This is a genomic window from Streptomyces sp. NPDC101118, from assembly GCF_044759445.1.
Taxonomy (GTDB): domain Bacteria; phylum Actinomycetota; class Actinomycetes; order Streptomycetales; family Streptomycetaceae; genus Streptomyces.
In genome coordinates this window covers 297,795-314,400 of record NZ_JBIVZG010000002.1, presented here as the reverse complement: position 1 = coordinate 314,400, position 16,606 = coordinate 297,795, and the positions used below count along the sequence as shown (strand labels likewise).

The following is a 16,606-nucleotide window of genomic DNA, read 5'->3' as shown; positions in this document are numbered from 1 at the left end:
CGTCACCCTCCTGGAGGTCCGGGGTGGAGCCGGATCCGGGCGGCCAGCGGGAGGTGGTCGCTCGGGGTGGCGTCGAGGGGGCGCAGGCCGGTCACCGTGGCGCGGCGGGTGAGGACCTGGTCGATGCGCGCCACGGGGAAGGCCGCCGGCCAGCTGAAGGCGAAGGCGGGTGCGGGCGGGTCCAGCCGGGAGGTGACGGGGGCCAGGCCGCGGTCGTCCAGGGTGCCGTTGAGGTCGCCGAGCAGGACGACCCGGTCGAGGGGCTCGGCGGCGAGGGCCGCGCCGAGCAGGGCGGCGCTCTCGTCGCGCCGGGCGGAGCCGAAGCCGCCGGACGGGCTCAGGCGGAGGGAGGGGAGGTGGGCGACGTAGACGGCGACGTCCCCGTGCGGGGTCCTGGCGGTGGCGCGCAGGCAGCGGTCCCAGCCCTCGCCGATGCCCCGGGGCCGGATGGGGACCGGGCGCACGTCCGTGAGGGGGAAGCGGGACCAGAGCCCGACGGTGCCGGTGGCCGCGTGGTGGGGCAGGGCGGGGCCGAGGGCGGCGGCGAAGCCGGGCGAGGTCGCCGGGGTCAGTTCCTGGAGGGCCACGAGCGAGGGTTCCGCGTCGAGGATGCGCCGGGCCGTGGCCGCGGGGTCGGGGTTCTCGTCGCTCGCGTTGTGCTGGACGGCGGTGAGGTCGTACGGGGCGTCCGCGCGCGGGACCAGCTGGGCGCCGTACAGCGCCGCCCAGGCGGCCGCCGGCACGAGCGCGGCGCAGAGCGCGTCGGGGGCCCGGCGCCACAGGGCGAGGGCGGCCAGGACCGGCACGCCGAGGCCGAGCCAGGGCAGGAAGGTGTCGAGCAGGCTGCCGGCGCGCGGGCCGGTGTTGGGCACGAAGCCGGGCAGCGTGAGGAGGAGGGTCAGCAGCAGGGCCGGGGCGAGGCACAGGAGGGGCCCGGCGGGGCGGGGGGCCGGCGCGAGCGGTGCGGGGACCGGTTCCGCGGTGGTCGGTCCGGCAACCGGTTCCGTGCCGATCGGTTCCGCAACCGGCTCCGCGGGGGCGGGCGCCGCACCGCCGGGGTCCGCACCGGGATCCGGGGTGGCGCCGGCGTCGCCCCGGCCGGGGCCCGGCGTCCTGCCGGCACGTGGATCCGCGTCGGAGGGCCGGGCGGCGTTCCGCGCGACCAGCGCGTGGACCAGGGCGAAGGTGACGCTGATCAGCAGCGCCCAGGAGGCCCACTTCGAGAGCGGGACCGGTTCCCAGGCGCCCAGTTGTGACGGGTAGCTCCAGGCCCCGAAGTACGTGGCGATGTTCTCCGCCACCCACAGGAAGAAGCCGATCAGGGTGAAGGCCAGCGCGAGGGGCATGCGGCACCGGCGCTCCCCCACCCGGTAGTGCACGGCGGTCCCGGCCGTCGCGGCGAGCAGCAGCAGGGCCAGCACCCAGCGCAGGTCCGGCAGCCAGTGGTGGGTGAGGAAGTTGGCGTACAGCGCGGCGGCCACCAGGGCCGTCGCACGCACCCGGTAGCCCGTGACCCGCAGGCCGAACAGCCGCCAGGCCCGGCACACGTAGCTGCCGACGGCCGCGTACATGAAGCCCCCGTAAAGCGGCACCCCGGCGACCTTGGTCAGGGCCGGCTCGGGGTAGCTCCACGAACCCACCCGCACCTTCACCAGTTCGAAGGCCAGCCCGAGGAGGTGGCAGACGGCGATGACCGCCGCCTCCCGGCGCGTCTCCCACCGCAGGACCAGGAAGGCGGCGGTGAGCAGGATCCCGTATCCGAGCAGCAGGTCGTAGCGCGCCACGGGAAGGTCCGGGAGCACGGTGGACAGGGCCATGCCGCAGAACAGCGCGGCGGCGAAGAGGCAGGCGCGGACCTGCGTCCAGCCGAACAGCGCCAGCCGCCCGAGGAACCGCGCCGTGCTCGCCGTGATCGGGTGCATGCCCTACGGGACGGGGCCGGACACGTGTGTGGTTGCCGGCCTGGGCGGGTAGGTACACGGAAAGTTTTCCGACAGACCGTCGGCAAACAGTTGACTTAGGTTTACCTAAGTCAGAGGATCGGAGGGTCGGCGCGCCGCCCTGAACGGGCAGCGGCCGCGTCGCTTCCGCATGCCCGTTCTTCTCCCTGGAGGACCTCTTGGACCCCGCCGGCACCCCCGCCGCCCCCGCCGACCCGTCCGCCGCCCCGGCCCCGGCCGGGCCGGCGCCGTTCTCCGAGCTCATCCGGACCGCCTCGCACGCCCAGCACACCGAGGCCGAGAACTCCGGGTTCATGAGCGACATGCTCGGCGGGCGCCTCGGGGTGGACGCGTACGCGCGGTACACCGAGCAGCTGTGGTTCGTCTACCGCGCTCTGGAGGACTCCGCGCGGGAGCTGGCGGCGGACCCGGTGGCCGGCCCGTTCATCCGCCCCGAGCTGTTCCGGGTCACGGAGCTGGAGCGGGACCTGGCCCATCTGCGCGGTGCGGACTGGCGGTCCACCGCCAGCGCCCTGCCGGCGACCCGGGCGTACGCGGCCCGCGTCGAGGAGTGTGCGCGGGACTGGCCCGCGGGGTACGTCGCGCACCACTACACCCGGTACCTCGGCGACCTGTCGGGCGGTCAGATCATCCGCGGCACGGCCGAGAAGACCTGGGGCTTCGCCCGCAAGGGCGACGGCGTGCGGTTCTACGTCTTCGAGCAGGTCGGGAACCCGGCGGCCTTCAAGCGCGAGTACCGCGCGCTGCTGGACGCGATAGCGGTGGACGACCTGGAGAAGCGGCGGATCGTGGACGAGTGCAACAGCGCCTTCACCTTCAACACGGCCGTCTTCCGGGAGCTGGGTGAGGAGTTCAGGCCCGCGGCCTGAGCCCCGGCCCGTACGCTCGCAGCGAAGGCCCCCGTCCGGAGTCCCGTCCGGACGGGGGCCTTCGGCCTGGGTGGGCCGCCCGGCGGTTACGCCCCGACGGCCGCCGTACGGCGCTTCCGGCCGGCCAGCACCAGGGCCGCGCCGGCGCCGACGACCAGGGCGGAGGCGCCGGCCAGGGTGGTGGCGGGCGCGGAGGCCCCGGTGGTGGCGAGGTTGCCGCCGGTCCCGCCGGTGGTCCCGGCGCCGCCGGTGCCACCGGTCCCGGTGCCGCCGCCCGTGGTACCGGCCGGGCCGCCGCCGGAGGTGCCGCCGGTCGTGCCCGCGGCCGTTCCCGTGCCGGCCGGGACCGCGCCCGGGGTGAGGGCGACGGAGAGACCGACCGGGTCCAGGGCGGTGCCGGCCGGGTAGAAGTCGCCGAACGCCTTGGCGCCGGCCGCCGTGACGGTGGCCTTCACGCCGGTCAGGGTGAGGGTGCCGTTCCTGGCCTTGAGGTCGGCGGTCGGGGCCTTGAGGTCCGCCAGCGGCACGTCGTCCGTCCGCTTGCCGAGGCTGTCGACGTCGGCGGTCAGCACCCCCTTGCCCCGGTCCAGCTTCACCTTGAGGTCGCCGAGGGTGAGGTCGAGGCCGTACGTGCCGCCCTGCCGGTGGCCCTTGAAGGTGACGGCGCCGCGGAACGCCGCGGTGAGGGTGTCGGCGGTGGTGTCGTACCGGCCGCCGCCCTTGACGAAGGTGAACCCCCCGTTGCCCGCGGCCTGGGTGGCGCCGCCGGAGACGGTGATGGTGCCGGCCGCCGCGGGCCCGGTCACGTACGCGCGGAAGGACTGCTTCACGCCCCAGTCGAGCCTGCCGCCGGCGATCTTGCCCTTGGCGGGCACCCCGGTGGGCGAGGACGGGGGCGTGGGCGCCGGGGTGCCGGGCGCCGCGGAGCCCGTGGGGCGCGGCGCCCTGGTGGTGGCGGGCGCCGAGGGGGTGGGCTTGGCGGTCGGGGTGGGCTTCGTGGTGGGGGTGGGCCTGGTGGTGGGGGTGGGCTTGGCCGTGGGCGTCGGGGAGGGCCGCGGGGCGGTCTCCTTCGGGGCGACGGTGAGCGGCGAGCCGGGCGCGCCCTCGTACCCCGGGCTGCCGAGCGCGTCGGCAGCCTCCTTGGTGAGGGTCGTGGGCATGTCCCTCATGGCGCGGTTGACGGTGACGACGGCGAGGGGGACGTCGTCCTGGGCGGCGCCGTTCTTGGTGACGTCCGCGGTGAGGCGGCCGTTCGTGCCGTCGAAGGCGAAGCGGACGTCGGAGAGCACGATGTCGAAGCGGTGAAGGGTGGAGGCGGCGCGCACGCTGCCCTTGAGGGCCACGGCCAGGGCATGGGTGGCGGGGTCGTAGCTGCCGGTGCCGCCGGTGAAGGTGAACGCGCCGTTCCGTGCCGCCTGGCGGGCGCCGCCGGCGGTGGTGAAGGAACCGGCGGCGAGGCCCGTGACGTAGCTGCGCCAGGAGTCCTTGACGCCCCAGGTCAGTTCGTAGTCCTCGAGCGGCACCCCGGACGCGGCGGCGGCCGGCGTCGCCGCGCCGGTGGCGCCGAGCACGACGGCGGCGGCGAGGGCGGCGGCGAGGCCGCCCGCCGCGGCGGACGCGCGCCGGGGCCTGCGGGCGGGGACGGGGACACGGGCAACGGTGGTACGGGACATGTGTGGTCGGCTTCCTCGTGGTGTCGGGGTGGAAAGGGATGGGGAGGGCGGGCCGGGCCGGAGACCGGGCCGGCCGCCGGGGAGGGTCAGTTCGGGTCGGCCTGGGCCGATGCCCGGGCCGGTGCCGGGGCCGGGTCGGGTGCGGGAGCCGCCTCGGGTGCCGGAGCCGCCTCGGGCGCCGGAGCCACCTCGGGCGCCGGAGCCACCTCGGGCGCCGGAGCCGCCTCGGGTGCCGGAGCCGGGTCGGGCGCCGGGGCCGGAACCGCTGCCGGGCCCGCGCCGGGTGCCGGTGCCTCGTCGGCCGGCCCGCCCGCCTCGGGTGCCGGGCCCGCGTCCGGGGCCCCGGCGGGCGTGGTACGCGTCGGGCGGCGCCTGCGGAGGAGCGCGTACCCCAGGCCGGTGCCCAGCAGCAGGACGGCCGCCGCGACGCCGAGCGGCAGGGCGGACCCCGCGGCGCCCGACGCGGAACCGGCGGCGGTGGCGGCCGTGGTGCGTTCCGGCCGGGGAGGGGCGGACCTGGCGTCCGTACCGCTCCCCAGGTCGGGGAGGGCGGGGAGCCGGGCTCCGTCGGTGAGGGCCACGGCCACGGTGACCGGGTCCATGGCGGTGCCGGCCGGGTAGAGGGAGCCGAACGCGGCCGCCCCTTCGGCGGTGAGCCGTGCCGGCGCCTCCTCGACCGAGACCAGTCCTCCCCCGGTCTTCGGCGCCCGGGCCTCGAAGGTGACCAGCGGCACGCCGGTGCGGGTGCCGGCCGACCCGGTGACGTCGGCGCCGAGGGTGCCCGTACCGCGCTCGATCCGGACGGCGGGCCGCGCCAGCGTGAGGTCCAGGCCGTGCCGGCCGGCGAACCGGACGGCGCCGGTGAACTCCGCCCGCAGGGTGCCGGTCCGGGCGTCGTACGTGCCCCTGCCGAGCGGGAAGCGGAAGAGGGCCCCGCCGTCGCGCGCCCCGGCGGCCGTCGTCCAGCCGCCGGCCGCGATCGGACCGGTGACGTACTCGCGGAAGGTGCGGCGCACGCCCCAGTCCACGATGCCGTCCCGCACGGACCCGTCCACCGGGGCCGGTTGACCGCGGGGGGCGCCCGGGGCGGCGGGGGCGGGCCCTGCGGTGCGCCGGGCGGGCCCGGCCGCCGCGGCGGGCACGACGTCGGCCGAGAGGCTGACCGGATCGAGCGGGGTGCCGGCCGTGTAGTAGCCGGCGAAGGCGGCGGCGCCCTCGGAAGTGAGCGTGGCCGAAAGGTTCTTGAGGGTGACCGCGCTGCCCCCGCCCCTCATCTCGACACCGCCGAGGGAGAGGGTCGCGAAGGGCACCTGCCGGGAGGCGGTGACCCGGCCGCTGCCGCGCGCCGTGGCCGTGACGTCGAGGAAGAGCGTGCCGCGTCCGTCCGCGATGCGCACCGACGGCCTGGCGAGGGTCATGTCCAGTTCGTACGCACCGTCCGCCCGGCGGTGTCCGGTGAAGCGGATGCCGCCGCCGAACGAGGCGTCGAAGGCGCCGGTCATCGCGTCGTACGAGCCGGTCGCCGAGTGGAAGCGGAACCCGCCCGCGCCGACCGTGGCGGCCCCGTCGGCAAGCGCGTAACCCCCTTGGGCCACGGGCCCGGTGACGTAGGACCGGAAGGAGGACTTCACGCCCCAGTCGAGCCGGCCGCCCTGCACGGCGCGGGCCTCCGCCCAGGCCGGCGGGGCCGGGAGCAGGACTCCCAGGAGGGCCATGAGGGCCGCGAGCAGGACGGCTCGGAGGTACGGCGGGGGACGCAGGGGCACAGGGGACTCCGTCGGGCGTGCCGCCCCAGGGGCGGACAGGGACGTCCGCCGCGGCCGGACGGCACGACGGCAGGCGAGAGCGCAGGCAGGGTCCACGCAGGGCGCGGGAGGTGCCGTGACCTGCCCGTGGACCGGTAAGTAAGGTAAGGCTAACCTAATGCACGCGTGCTCAGAAGGGCCCTTCCGGCCTTCCCGGGCCCGCCCCTGACCGCTCTTCAAGACAGGACGGTGCGATTCGTGCGCACACGACGACCGGGCGCGCTCACAGCCCTGTTGACCCTGGCCCTGGTCCTCGCCGGATGCGGGGGACCCGCGCCCGCGGGCGCCGGGACGGCCGTGCCGGCCCCGGCCGCCGACCGCGTGGAGCCCCTGCCCGGCACCCCCGCCCCGCGGCTGCCCGTGACCGTGCCCTCCGCTGAGGGGGCCCCGGTGACGGTGCGGAGGGCCGACCGGATCGTGCCCCTCTCCGGTGGCCTCAGCGAGATCGTCTTCACGCTGGGACTGGGCGGGCGGGTGGTGGCCCGGGACATCACGGCCACCTTCCAACAGGCCGCGGACCTGCCGGTGGTGACGCGGAACCACGAGGTCTCGGCCGAGAGCGTGCTCTCCCTCCGGCCGGACGTGGTGCTCGCCGAGCGCACCACCGGGCCCGCGGAGGCCGTGGCGCAGATCCGTGCCGCGGGCGTGCCGGTCGTCGTGCTGCCCCCGGCCCTCTCGCTCGCCGACGTGGGCACCCGGATCCGGGCCGTCGCCGGCGCCCTGGGCGTGCCCGACGCCGGGGAGCGCCTCACCCGGCGCACCGAGGACCGGATCTCCGCCGCGCGCCGGGACGTTCCGGCCGGCTCGGGCACGGCCCACCACCCGAAGGTGGCGTTCCTGTACGTCCGGGGTTCCGCCTCGGTCTACCTGATCGGCGGCCGCGGATCCGGGGCGACCTCGCTGATCGAGGCCGCGGGCGGGACCGATGCCGGCGCCGCGAGCGGACTGGCGAAGGACTTCACCGCCCTGACCAGCGAAGCGATGGCCAAGGCCCAGCCGGACGCCCTCCTCGTGATGTCCAAGGGGCTGCAGTCGGTCGGCGGGGTGGAGGGGCTGGTGAAACTGCCCGGCGTGGCCCAGACCCCGGCCGGCCTGGACCGGCGGATCGTCACGGTCGAGGACGGGGTGCTGCTGACGTACGGGCCGCGCACCGACCGCGTACTGGCCTCCCTGATCCGGCAGTTGTACGGGCCGCGCGACGGCGGGGCGGCCCGGTGACCGCCCTCGGGACGACGCCGGAGGCGGGCGTGACCGGTGCTCCTGAGCCGGCCGCGCCCACCGGCTGGCGGCGGCGGGGGGCCACCGGGCTGCTGCTCTGCGGGATGGCGGCGGCGCTGGCCGCCCTCGTACTGACCTCCTGCACCCTCGGCGCCTACCCCGTGCCGGCCGGCGGCGTCCTCGCCTCCGTCCAGCACCGGATGGGGCTCGGCGGCGCCGGGCTGGACCGGGTCGCCGAGTCGGTGCTGTGGAACGTGCGACTCCCGCGGGTGGTACTGGCCCTGCTCGTCGGCGCCTCGCTGGGCTGCGCCGGCGCCCTGATGCAGGGGGTGTTCGGCAATCCGCTCGCCGAGCCCGGCGTCATCGGCGTCTCCTCCGGCGCCGCCGTGGGCGCCGTCTGCTGCATCTCCCTCGGGGTGACCTTCCTCGGCACCTGGACCGTCCCCGTCGCGGCCTTCGCCGGCGGCCTCGTCACCGTCCTGCTCGTCTACGCCCTGTCCCGGTCCGGCGGGCGCAGCGAGGTGGTCACCCTGATCCTCACGGGGATCGCCGTGAACGCCTTCGCGGGAGCCCTGATCGGCCTGTTCGTGTTCTTCGCCGACACCGCCGCCGTCAACCAGATCGCGTTCTGGCAGCTCGGCTCACTCTCCGGGGCCACCTGGCCGAAGGTCCTCGCCGTCCTCCCCTGCGCCGTGCTGGGGCTGGCCGCCGCGCCCTTCGCCGCCCGCCGGCTGGACCTGCTCGCGCTCGGGGAGCGGTCCGCCCGCCACCTGGGCGTGGACGTGGAACGGCTGCGGGTCGCCCTCGTCCTGGTGATCGCGCTGCTGACGGCCGCCGCGGTGTCCGTCTCGGGGATCATCGGCTTCGTCGGCCTGGTCGTCCCGCACCTGCTGCGCATGGCCGCGGGCCCCGGCCACCGCTTCCTCATCGGCGGCAGCGCCCTGGGCGGGGCGGTCGTGCTGCTGGCCGGGGACCTGGCCGCCCGCACCCTCGCCGCGCCCGCCGAACTGCCGCTCGGCGTCCTCACCGCGTTCCTCGGCAGCCCGCTGTTCTTCTGGCTGCTCCGCCGTACCCGCCGCACCCAGGGAGGCTGGGCATGAGGTTCCCGTTCACCGCCGCGCACCGCCGGACGCCGCCGGAGCCGTACGCCCCGGGGCGGACCGTTGCCGAGGCGCGGGGCCTGACCGTGCGCCGGGGCACCCGCCCGGTGCTCGCCGGGGTGGACCTGACCGTGTGCGCCGGGGAGGTGCTGGCGCTGGTCGGACCCAACGGCGCGGGGAAGTCCACCCTGCTGGGCGCGCTCGCCGCCGATCTGGTGCCGGAGGCGGGCGAGGTGCGGATCTGCGGCCGGCCCGCCCGCGCCTGGACTCCCGCCGAGCTGGCGCTGCGCCGTGCGGTGCTGCCCCAGGCGGCCGCGCTGGCCTTCCCGTTCCGGGTCGGGGAGGTGGTACGGATGGGCCGCGCGCCCTGGTCCGGCACCCCGCGCGCGGACGAGGACGACGCGGTGGTGGCCCGGGCGCTGGCTGTCACGGACACGGCCGGCTTCGCCGGGCGGCCCTTCCCGGCGCTGTCCGGCGGCGAGCGGGCGCGGGTGGCGCTGGCGCGCGTACTGGCCCAGGAGGCCCCGCTGTTGCTGCTGGACGAGCCGACCGCGGCTCTGGACCTGCGGCACCAGGAGCTCGTGCTGCGGCTCTGCCGGGAGCGGGCGGCCGCCGGGGACGCCGTGGTGGTCGTCCTGCACGACCTGGGCCTCGCCGCCGCGTACGCCGACCGGGCCGCCGTGCTGCACGACGGCCGGGTGGCCGCCGACGGGCCGCCGGCGGGGGTGTTCGGGGCGGAACTCCTGAGCCGGGTCTACCGGCAGCCGGTGGAGGTGCTGCCGCACCCGCGCACGGGCACGCCGCTGGTACTGCCGGAACGCGCGCCGTGACATGTGCGGGGCGCCCTTCCGGCCCCCGCGCGATACGTGCCGCCCGGCTCTGCCCCGCGCCCCGGCCCTCGAAAGGAGTCCGGCCGCCATGACCAGGGCCGGGCTCTCGACCCCGGCAACCAGGACACGACGACGCGCCTCCGCCGGAGGACGAGGCCCCCGCGGCCGAACCTCCGGCGCTCGAGCACCCAGGCGCCGGCCCGCCACCCACCCAGTAGGGCCGTTGTCACGGGCGGCGGTTACCTTGCAGCTCAGCACAGGACCAAGGCAGGTTGCGGGAACAGGAGCGGCAATGGCCGTCGAGGTGGGGTATGCGCAGGCGTGGGACCTGGAGGCCTGTGCGCCATGGCGGCCGATATCGGGCGTGGAGGCCCGGGAGCGGGATGCCGCCGGGCTCCCGTACGTGGTGGTGTACCGGGAGCCGGGCCGGGAGGCTCCGCTGGAAGTCCGGCTCGTCTCCTGGCAGGACCACCACGTCGGGCTGTGGGTCTACGACGCCCAGGGCCGCCGCACCTACAACCTGGACATGCGGCTGCTGGACGACCCGTCGCGGCTGCTGCGCCGGTACTCCGTCGGCTGGTACTACACAGGCCCGGAGATGGCGGAGTTCGACACGGCGTGCCCACGCATCACCGTGGACCTCTTCCCGGACGGGAGGGGCCGACGGACGGAGGAGCGGCAGGGGCAGGGCGGGGGCTCCTACGTCACCTCGTCCGGACTCCGGGACGACGAGCGCTGGATGGACCGCCCCGCCTTCGGGGAGTGGCCTCTGCTGTCGGCCCGGCTGCACGGGCTCGTTGAGCCGCCGGCCTTCGAGGCGGCCGAGGTAGCCGAGGCAGCCGAGCCAGGTGACGGACACGCCCCCGCCACCTGCTGGCGTCCGCCCCGCCCCGCGCAGCCCGGGCCGATCAACGAGTTGTTCCGGCCCGGGGTGCGCGTGACCGACGGGTACCACCCCGAGATGACCGTCGTGGAGCCGCGCCGGGTCGGCACCCTGCGCGTACCCAGCGGGCTGCTGGCCGTCTCCGGCCCGGACATCGACCACGGCGACAGGCCGCGCATCACGGTCCCTGTCCCGCCTGGGGAGTACGTACTCGACGAGGCGCGGGTCCGCTTCGGCTACCACTGCGAGTGGCGGGACCCCGAGGTCACGACCACGGCAGCCACGGCCGTCCGCCTGCTCGTCAGCGCGACCCCTGCCGCGACCTGGGAGATGGCCCTCGGTCCGGACGACGATCCCCGGCTGTTCATCGAAGAGCAGATTGCCGGCTTCGACACCGACGGGGCCACCGGCTGCTTCGCCGACGCCGGGGCCTGGGAGCCGCTGATCGCGCTCTTCGAGCGGGGGCTGATCCAGGGGGAGTCGGAGCTGGACGGGTACGAGGACATCGACGACGGTTCCATGTTCATGCAGCGCACCTGGGACGAGGCTTCCGGCGGCGAGCTCATGTCCTTCGCCACGGCCGGGGACGGCACCTACCCGGTGTGGGTCGGCCGTTCCGAGGCCGGTGAGGTGGTCGGCGTCGTGGTGCTGGTGGAGGGCATGCCCGAACTGCTCCCAGCTGCTTCTCGGACCGAGTCCACGACCGTTGCCAGCGAAGGCTGAAGGACCTTCCGTCCGCTGAGCAGGGCTCTGTGATCCGGCTGACGGTCCGGCGCCCGATCCGAGGGTCGGCGGCTCGGAAACCGTCGGCCGACGCGCCGGGCGAAGGAAGGCGGCACCCGCCCTGGCTCAGAAGCTCCTGGCCCAGGCCCGGTCACGCCGGGCGACCGCCCGGCACTGGGCTGGGGGGCCTCAACTCCGTCCAGCCGGCCTGAAGGACCTCCTGACGCGATGCCCGAAACGGGGCAAGGCCGCCGGACACGTCCGGACTTCGGCGAGATCCTCACCCACCGCGTCGGCTCCACCCCCTCCACCCGGATCGACGCAGTCGACGCCCAGGTTCTGTCCGGCGGATCTTGCGACTGGCGGATTGTCGTCTCGTTGTGTCCAGCGTGGGGTGGGGTGATCTGACGAATGCCGAGTGGGTCCGGCTGGAGCCGCACCTGCGGGACAGCGTGGCGGCCGGAGGAACGACCACCGCAGAGTGATCAACGGGATCCTGTTCCGGGTCCGGACGGGCATACCGTGGCGGGACCTTCCCGAGCGTTTCGGCAGCTGGAAGACCGTTTATGAACGGCACCGGCGTTGGTCGACGGACGGGACGTGGGACCGGATCCTGTGTGCCGTCCAGGCCGAGAACCGGCGCTACCTGCGAAGACGCCGGATCAAACACACCATCCCCGAACCGAAGGACCAGCGAGCCAACCGCAAACGCCGCGGCAGTGGGGGCGGCCGGCCCACCGGCTTCGACAGCGAGATCTACGAACGCCGCAACGAAGTCGAGCGGACGATCACCCGGCTCAAGAACTCCCGGGCCGTCGCCACCCGCTACGACAAGAGGGCCTACGTCTTCCACGGCACCGTCACCACCGCGGTTGTCCGGCTATGGCTCCGGCGCTGAGCCGACCTGCAGCCTCAGTCTCCGAGAAACCACAGGTACAGGCCCTGTCCGTCAAGAACCACCTGACCCAGCTCGACCAACTCGCACGCGAACTCATCAGTCAGCACGCCTGCAGGCAGCCGAGGTACCTCCTCCAACAGGGTCGACACCTGCCAGTGGTTGAAAACGGTGTCTGCGTACGGCATCAGGTGTCCCAGCATGGGAAACACCGACTGATCAAGACCAGCCAGCTCAGGACCCCAGACCACACCGTGCTTCGCGCGGGCCTCGATCGTGCCGTTCTCGCCTCGGACCTGAAGGTTAATCACGGTCAGACCCTACGTCCCCATGATCCGCCGGACACTGCCTAGGGAGCCGTATCGCGCAGGTCAGGCCGGTTCCTCGGCAGTCCGAAGCCTGCCAGCTCCTTTTCCTCGTAGGACAGGAATCCCAGGCTCCGGTAGAACGCGTGGTTGCGCTTGCCCTCAGGTGACGACTCGTGGTCCGTGGAGAGGAGGAAGAACCGGCAGTGGGAGTAGCGCCGCATCAAGTGCTCGACCAGCGCCCGGCCAACCCCCTGCCTGTGGTTGGCCGGATTGACCACGACGTCCTGGACGTAACAGATGTGCTCGTCGTCGGAGACTGTCCGGGCCAGTCCGAGGAGCGTTCCCGATCCCTCTCGTGCCGTGATGACGAGGTGGGAGTTGACGAGACCGCGACAGAGCTTGTCCACGTCGCCGGTGTAACCATCCCAGCCGACCGAGTCGTAGAGCTCGAGCATCTCCGCAGGGTCGAAAACGCTCTCTTCCGCTATGAACATGCCGATCCCCTGTGCGCTGGTGCCACTTCTCACTGCCAACTCGACACCACACACTTCGGGCACGTCAAGATCGACTGCTGCCGGACCCCCCATGTCGCCGTCCTGAACGTGACGGCTACGACACCTCACCGCGAGCGGGAATCGGATCGCCACGAGTGGAGTTGGTGAGGGAAGTTTGCCTTTTCAGGAGGGGTCATGCGAGCGATTCAGGTTTCCGAAGTGGGCGGTCCCGAGGTGCTGCGACTGGTCGACGTCGATCAACCGGCACCGGGCCCGGGCCAGGCGGTCGTGGAGGTCGCCGCGTCCGGCGTCAACTTCCTCGACGTATACCACCGCCAGGGCCGGTACGCCCTCCCGCTGCCCTTCACCCCGGGCACCGAGGGCACGGGCACGGTCCTCGAGGTCGGCCCCGGCGTCACCCACGTCGCTGTGGGAGACCGGGTCGGCTGGGTGGAGATCCCCGGCACCTATGCCGAGCGGGCCGTCGTGGACTCCTCCCGGCTCGTGCCCCTGCCCGACGGCGTCGACTTCGAGGCCGCCGCCGCCGTGCTGCTGCAGGGCATGACGGCGCACTACCTCGTCAAGGACGCCTACCCGGTCCAGCCAGGAGACACGGTGCTCGTCCACGCGGCTGCCGGCGGCATGGGGCTTCTGCTGACCCAGCTCATCACCCATCTCGGCGGCAGGGTGATCGGCACGACCTCGACACCGGAGAAGGCCCGGCTGGCGCGGCGCGCCGGGGCCGCCGAGGTGATCCTCTACTCAACAGTGGACGATCTCGCGGCAGAGGTGAAGCGGCTCAATGGCGGCCAGGGCCTGCCTGTCGTCTTCGACGGCGTTGGCAGGGACACCTTCGATGCGAGCCTCGCCAGCCTGCGAACCCGCGGCCACCTGGTGCTGTTCGGCGCCGCGAGCGGTGCGGTACCGCCGTTCGACCCCATCCGGCTCGCCGAGGGCGGTTCGCTGACCCTGATCCGGCCAAGCCTCGGGCACTTCATCGCCGACCGGTCCGAGCTGCTCCGGCGCGCCGCCGACGTGCTTGAACTGGTGCGCACCAAGGCGCTTGAGACGACCGTGACGGCCCGCTACCAGCTCGCCGAGGTCGCCCAAGCCCACCGCGATCTGGAGGCTCGGCGTACCACCGGCAAGCTGCTCGTCGTCCCGTAGCGAGAACTGCCGTCCCCGTGGCGGCGGGGCTGGCCGCCGGCTGCGGCGGCAGGGGCCGGGGGGCGGGGGCAGACGGGCGGCCGGTCGGTCAGGCGGTGTCGGTGAACGTGTGGAGGTGTTCGCGGAGGAAGCCGTGCAGTGTCCTGGCGGGGCGGCCGAGGACGGTCTCGATGGTGTCGTTGGGAGATTCCGGTCGGGCGATGGCCAGTTGCTGTATCTCCACCACGTGGCCGGCGAGCCAGGGCGGCATGTGCGCGGTGGACAGGAGGTGGCTGCGGAACTCGCTCGGCGGCAGGTCGATGGAGCGAACGGGGCGGCCGGTCAGCTCGCCGAGCAGACGGGCGAGCTCGGCGTGGCTGAAGGCCTGCGGGCCGGTCAGGGTGTAGGTGGCGCCGGCAAGGCCGGGGCGCAGGAGGGTCTCGGCGGCAACGTCGGCGATGTCTCGGACGTCGACGTAGTTGCAGGGTGCCTCGCGCATGCTCCCGATGAGTACGCCCCCGGCGATCGCCGGGGCGTTCAGGAGCAGCTTTTGCATGAATGCGTACGGCCGGAGCACCGTGGCCGTCATTCCGGATTCCGCCAGGTGTTCCTCGACCCGCCAGTGACTGCGCGAGATGGCCACCGGTGAGGCGGGCTCGGCTGCCGGGGCGGAGAGTTTGACCACGTGCCGTACCCCGCAGTGGGCTGCGGCGTCTATCACGTTGGTCTCCAGCTCGGCTTGACGCGGGCTGTTGGCCATGGCGAGGAACAGTTGCGTGGATCCCTCGAACGCGTCGCGGAGCGCGGGAGGGTCCGCGGCGTCCGCACCGACGATTTCGACTGGCGCGTTCGCGCCGATGGCGGCGCGGAGGTTGTCGGGCGTACGGCTGACGGCGCGGCAGGGGACTTCGAGTTGGACGAGCCGCCGGAGCAGGGCACTGCCGGTGGCGCCGGTGGCGCCGATGAGCGTGATCACAGTGTGCCTTCGTGGGTGAGGGGTCTGGAACTCGGGCAGACAGGGCTGGGTCAGGCCTGTTGCCGGGATGTCGTGCCGTGCCACCGCCAGGTGACGATGGCGGCGGCCAGGCCGGCCGACAGCGGCAGGTCGATCCGCAGCCGCTCCAGCCATCCGGCGTCGGGCACCGGTGTGTGCGACGGCAGCCAGCCGGATCCGAACCATCCGGCCAGGCCGGCGATTGCGGCCGCTGCCACGGCAAGTCCGAGGGTGAGTACGGGTCGCGGCGCCGAAGCCGTCCAGCGTCGGGGACGGCCACGGCGGTGCAGCCAGGCGCCGACGATGCAGGCCACCACGGCCGATGTGACCCCGATGGAGGTGAAGGCGGCCCTGGTCAGTTCGGGCCGGCCGCCGAGGAATCCGCCGAGCCCGGCGGTGAGCGCGGGGGCCAGGTAGGCGGTCCCGACCTCCTTCCACAGGGTGAACGGGCGCGTGACGGAACCGTGCTGGGCGCTTCTGGGAGGGGGGCTCATGCGACTCCTGAAAACTTGATTAGTCGGCTAATTATTTGATTAGGTGGCTAACTATTAGGCCATGGGAAAGATGCGCGCGCGGTCGAGGCAGCCACCCCTGCGCGGAAGTGAAGCCGCGGCTATTCGGCAGTCAACGCGCCGATCCGCCGAGTGATCCGCTCCAGGAGGTCGAGGAACAGCCCGCGCTCGTCGGCGGCCAGCCCACCGACCAGCGCCTCAAGCCGTGCGAAGTGGTCCGCGGCCATGTCGCGCAGCCTCTGGCTGCCGCGCGCCGTGAGCACGACCACCGCACCCCGCCCGTCCTCCGTTGAAGCGCGGCGAGCCACCAGCCCCTCTCGCTCCAGGCCGACGACCAGGCCGGTCACCGTGGCGCGCGAGACGCCAAGACTCTTCGCGAGCTGCGACGGCGACTTCTCCCCGTCACTGTCCTCGAGATCCACCAGGAGGCGGTAGCGCCCGGTCGACAGCCCGGAACGCGCGAAGTGCGCTTCGGACGCCCGGTCCAGGCGCGCCCCGGCAGCCATCAGGCGCACCGCGACGAGCACCGCCTGCGGGTCGGCCTCAAGCCCGTACCGGGCGATCTGCTTCCGCGCCTGTTCGAGCGTGGGTGCAGCGCCGGGGTTCGCATCCTCGTCACTCATGGGAACTAATATGGCGGCTAACTACTTTCCGGTCAAGCCGTCCGGCGCCCCTTCGGGGCCGTCGTGGAGGCGTGCGGCGAGCGGATCGGCGGTCAGGCGGAGCGGGTGGGCGAGGGAGGCCTCGTACCGGGCGCGGTCGAACACGTACGGGCCGAGGGGCAGTTCTCCCCACTCCTCCTGACGGTACGGCTGGAGGAACCCCGACCAGGTCACCGTGTCGGCGGCCACCTCGATGTGCGCGCACAGCGGCCAGCACTCCCAGACCCCGCACGGGCAGCCCAGCAGCACCGACCGTCCGCCGCCGATCTCCCGGAACTCCTCGGAGGGCCTTCCCGTGAAGTGCTCGAACGGACGGGGCACGTCCTCCTGGGCCAGCCCGCGGTGCTGGCCGAGGACGAACCGGGCACGCTCCTCGGGGTTCCTTTCGGGCTCGCCCTCCAGCAGCTCGGGCTCCCAGAACGGGCCCGTGGCGCGGGCCACCAGCTCCCGCAGGTCCACCCCGTCCACGCGGATCCCCCACACCTCCAGGGTTCCGTGCGGGTGGGTGAAGAACTCGACCTCTGCCATCGGCG

Annotated in this window: 15 protein-coding genes and 1 pseudogene; 7 read left to right on the top strand and 9 right to left on the bottom strand. The window is 74.1% G+C overall.

Annotation, left to right across the window (positions count from 1 at the left end; genetic code table 11):
• Positions 1-2: 2 nt before the first annotated feature.
• On the bottom strand, positions 3-1,922 hold the full coding sequence (locus ACIQUQ_RS04355) for a DUF817 family protein (protein ID WP_403971163.1): 1,920 nt from the start codon (positions 1,920-1,922) through the stop codon (positions 3-5).
• A 197-nt stretch (positions 1,923-2,119) separates the two neighbouring features.
• Between ACIQUQ_RS04355 and ACIQUQ_RS04350 the strand changes: the two genes are divergently transcribed.
• Entirely contained in the window at positions 2,120-2,830 is a 711-nt protein-coding gene (locus ACIQUQ_RS04350; protein ID WP_403971161.1) for a heme oxygenase (biliverdin-producing), read from the top strand.
• Between the two features lie 86 nt (positions 2,831-2,916).
• Here the strand turns inward: ACIQUQ_RS04350 and ACIQUQ_RS04345 are convergent, their stop codons facing one another.
• Positions 2,917-4,503: an HtaA domain-containing protein gene (locus ACIQUQ_RS04345; RefSeq protein WP_403971159.1), complete on the bottom strand. Its 1,587-nt coding sequence runs from the start codon at positions 4,501-4,503 to the stop codon at positions 2,917-2,919.
• A gap of 86 nt (positions 4,504-4,589) precedes the next feature.
• Positions 4,590-6,269 (bottom strand): HtaA domain-containing protein, encoded by a 1,680-nt coding sequence (locus ACIQUQ_RS04340; RefSeq protein WP_403971157.1) that lies wholly within the window; start codon positions 6,267-6,269, stop codon positions 4,590-4,592.
• A gap of 237 nt (positions 6,270-6,506) precedes the next feature.
• On the opposite strand from ACIQUQ_RS04340, the gene ACIQUQ_RS04335 reads away from it, so the two are divergent.
• From ACIQUQ_RS04335 to ACIQUQ_RS04315, 5 genes and pseudogenes are all read left to right on the top strand, one after another.
• Positions 6,507-7,526: a hemin ABC transporter substrate-binding protein gene (locus ACIQUQ_RS04335; protein ID WP_403971155.1), complete on the top strand. Its 1,020-nt coding sequence runs from the start codon at positions 6,507-6,509 to the stop codon at positions 7,524-7,526.
• Positions 7,527-7,555: 29 nt separating this feature from the next.
• The gene (locus ACIQUQ_RS04330) at positions 7,556-8,626 is read left to right on the top strand and encodes a FecCD family ABC transporter permease (RefSeq protein WP_403971153.1); all 1,071 of its coding nucleotides are present in this window, start codon (positions 7,556-7,558) and stop codon (positions 8,624-8,626) included.
• Complete coding sequence (locus tag ACIQUQ_RS04325; protein WP_403971151.1) at positions 8,623-9,456, top strand: heme ABC transporter ATP-binding protein; 834 nt, start codon at positions 8,623-8,625, stop codon at positions 9,454-9,456. The genes ACIQUQ_RS04330 and ACIQUQ_RS04325 overlap by 4 nt, the downstream gene beginning before the upstream one ends.
• 292 nt (positions 9,457-9,748) lie before the next feature.
• Positions 9,749-11,062 (top strand): DUF4241 domain-containing protein, encoded by a 1,314-nt coding sequence (locus ACIQUQ_RS04320; protein ID WP_403971149.1) that lies wholly within the window; start codon positions 9,749-9,751, stop codon positions 11,060-11,062.
• 389 nt (positions 11,063-11,451) lie between these two features.
• Positions 11,452-11,960: pseudogene (locus ACIQUQ_RS04315) on the top strand (transposase).
• Between the two features lie 14 nt (positions 11,961-11,974).
• Here the strand turns inward: ACIQUQ_RS04315 and ACIQUQ_RS04310 are convergent.
• Both ACIQUQ_RS04310 and ACIQUQ_RS04305 read right to left on the bottom strand, forming a co-directional pair.
• Positions 11,975-12,268 carry a hypothetical protein gene (locus ACIQUQ_RS04310; protein ID WP_403971147.1) on the bottom strand — a complete coding sequence of 98 codons (294 nt, stop codon included), beginning with the start codon at positions 12,266-12,268 and terminating at the stop codon, positions 11,975-11,977.
• A gap of 38 nt (positions 12,269-12,306) precedes the next feature.
• Positions 12,307-12,912, bottom strand: coding sequence for a GNAT family N-acetyltransferase (locus ACIQUQ_RS04305; RefSeq protein ID WP_403971145.1), 606 nt, complete (start codon positions 12,910-12,912; stop codon positions 12,307-12,309).
• A gap of 42 nt (positions 12,913-12,954) precedes the next feature.
• Here ACIQUQ_RS04305 and ACIQUQ_RS04300 point away from each other — a divergent pair, with 42 nt between their 5' ends.
• Complete coding sequence (locus tag ACIQUQ_RS04300; protein ID WP_403971143.1) at positions 12,955-13,926, top strand: quinone oxidoreductase family protein; 972 nt, start codon at positions 12,955-12,957, stop codon at positions 13,924-13,926.
• 88 nt (positions 13,927-14,014) lie between these two features.
• On the opposite strand, the gene ACIQUQ_RS04295 is transcribed toward ACIQUQ_RS04300, so the two are convergent.
• The 4 genes from ACIQUQ_RS04295 to ACIQUQ_RS04280 form a co-directional block, all read right to left on the bottom strand.
• Complete coding sequence (locus ACIQUQ_RS04295) at positions 14,015-14,881, bottom strand: NmrA family NAD(P)-binding protein (RefSeq protein WP_403971141.1); 867 nt, start codon at positions 14,879-14,881, stop codon at positions 14,015-14,017.
• Between the two features lie 50 nt (positions 14,882-14,931).
• Positions 14,932-15,393 (bottom strand): hypothetical protein, encoded by a 462-nt coding sequence (locus ACIQUQ_RS04290; protein ID WP_403971139.1) that lies wholly within the window; start codon positions 15,391-15,393, stop codon positions 14,932-14,934.
• A 119-nt stretch (positions 15,394-15,512) separates the two neighbouring features.
• Complete coding sequence (locus ACIQUQ_RS04285) at positions 15,513-16,034, bottom strand: MarR family winged helix-turn-helix transcriptional regulator (protein WP_403971137.1); 522 nt, start codon at positions 16,032-16,034, stop codon at positions 15,513-15,515.
• Between the two features lie 21 nt (positions 16,035-16,055).
• Positions 16,056-16,601 carry a hypothetical protein gene (locus tag ACIQUQ_RS04280; protein ID WP_403971135.1) on the bottom strand — a complete coding sequence of 182 codons (546 nt, stop codon included), beginning with the start codon at positions 16,599-16,601 and terminating at the stop codon, positions 16,056-16,058.
• Between the last annotated feature and the right edge of the window lie 5 nt (positions 16,602-16,606).